Source organism: Microcystis sp. M53598_WE2 (assembly GCF_030067735.1).
GTDB classification, from domain to species: domain Bacteria; phylum Cyanobacteriota; class Cyanobacteriia; order Cyanobacteriales; family Microcystaceae; genus Microcystis; species Microcystis aeruginosa.
This window is the reverse complement of sequence record NZ_JASJFE010000446.1, coordinates 1-2,174: the sequence shown is the minus strand read 5'-3', so window position 1 is coordinate 2,174 and position 2,174 is coordinate 1. Positions and strand designations below refer to the sequence as shown.

Below are 2,174 nucleotides of genomic sequence, written 5' to 3'. Positions count from 1 at the left end.
TACGGTTTCACCTGGACGGGGAATAAAATAAGCGGCTAAATATTTTTCTCTGGCGGTTTCTCCCTGAACTGTAGCAATGGCTTGGGCAATTTGAGGATGTTGATTTAAAATAGTTTCTACTTCCCCTAATTCAATTCTATAACCTCTAACTTTGACCACATCATCAATTCTTCCTAAATATTCAATGTCTCCATTGGGTAAATAACGAGCTAAATCTCCAGTTTTATACAGCAATGAATTATCGCTAAAGGGATTAGCAATAAATTTTTCTTTGGTTAATTGGGGATTGTTGAAATAACCCCGCGCTAAACCGCCACCCGCAACATATAACTCGCCAGTGACTCCGATGGGTACAGGTTGAAGATGAGAATTTAAAATATAAACTTGCACATTAATCGCGGGTTTACCAATGGGAATATACTTCGGCCAAAGCTCAGGATTAGGGTCAAAGGTATAACTGGTAACGATATCCGCTTCTGTCGGGCCATAAAAATTGTAAAGCGTACAATGTTCGAGTTTCTTGAATGCAGAAATCATCGCTGGAGTAATTTGTAATTGCTCTCCAGCTGAAATAATTTCACGCAAGTTAGCAAATAAGTAGGTTTCCTCACTATAGGTTTCAATTAATTGTTGTAACAAAGTAACGGGCAAAATCGCTTTATGAATGGGGTTATTTGCCAATAATTGACTTATTTTAGCAAGGTCTAAGCGGGCATCTTCTGGAACAATAAATAAGCTTCCCCCTAAACACCAGGCTGCAAACATTTCGTGATAGCTAACATCGAAATTGAAGGGAGCAAATTGTAAGAAATTTCTCTCCGGTGACATTTTCGCCTGATGATGCTCAATAATATTGGTTAAGGATTGATGCAGGATCATAATCCCTTTTGGCACACCCGTAGAGCCTGAACTATAAATAATATAGGCCAAATCCTTTAAACTCACGGGGTTGTCAAGATTAGTCTTGGGTTCTAAGGCAATTTCTGACCCTTGTTCATCCAATAAAATCCGTTGAGAAATGGTTTCACTGTTTAAGAGGGATTGACAATCTTTTTGGGTTAATAAGGTTTTGATTTGGGTGTCTTGCAGGATGTAAGAAAGTCTTTCTTGAGGATAGGTTGGATCTAGGGGAACACAAACACCGCCTACTTTTAACACTGCTAAAACGGCAATTACCATATTAACAGACCGTTCTAAACAAATCCCGACTAAAGATTGAAAACTCACCCCAATTTTTTGTAAATAATGAGCCAATTGATTAGCAGATTCATTCAGTTCTTGGTAGGTTAATTGTTGCTCTTGAAAAACAACGGCAATGGCTGAAGTAGTTTTGAGAGTTTGTTGCTCAAATAATTGATGAACGCAGTGTTTTAGAGGCTTTTGGGGTGCAGTTTGATTCCATTCAATTAATAATAATTGACGTTCAGCTTCCGTTAATACAGGTAAGTCTTGAATCCGACGATGGGGATTAATAGCGATTCCTTCTAATAAGGTTTTAAAATGACCTAATATCCTTTCAATGGTGTCATTTTCAAATCGTTCTTGAGGATAAATAATTTTAATACTTAAGGCTTCTCCAGGGGTGACAATAACCGTTAAGGGATAATCAGCATTGCCATAATCTTGCATTTCACCGACTTGTAAACCGCCTAAATTCTGACTATCATTGTCGCTAAAGGGTAAATTTTCAAAGACAACAAAACTTTCAAAAACTGAATGAGGGGACGGAATTTCACTCCATTTTTGAATATCAATTAAAGAACTATAACTATATTGCTCTCGTTCTAAATGCTCTTGTTGTAATTGTTGAAACCAAGTTAATAATTCAAGTTGAGGCTCAATTTGGATGCGAACGGGTAAGGTATTTAAAAACATCCCTACCATCGATTCAATTCCTGTAAAATTGGGCGGTCGTCCCGAAACGGTTGCCCCAAATACAATATCAGATTCACTACTATAATGATGTAATAATAAAGCCCAAGCTCCTTGAATTAGGGTAGAAAGAGTAAGGCGATATTCTTGGGCGAGTAATTTCAGACGACTGGTAATTTCTGGAGAAAGTTTTGATTTTTGATGAAGATAATTTTTACTTTGAGTAACAAGAGGATTTAACGGTTTATCAACGACTAATGGAGTTGGAGAGGTAAAACCTTGAAGATTTTGTCGCCAAAATC

1 protein-coding gene is annotated in these 2,174 nt (G+C 37.3%); it reads right to left on the bottom strand.

Going from position 1 to position 2,174, the window contains the following annotated elements; genetic code table 11:
- Positions 1-2,174, bottom strand: a 2,174-nt coding sequence (locus PX636_RS09370) for a non-ribosomal peptide synthetase (protein ID WP_288116882.1), incomplete at both ends; no start/stop codon positions are given.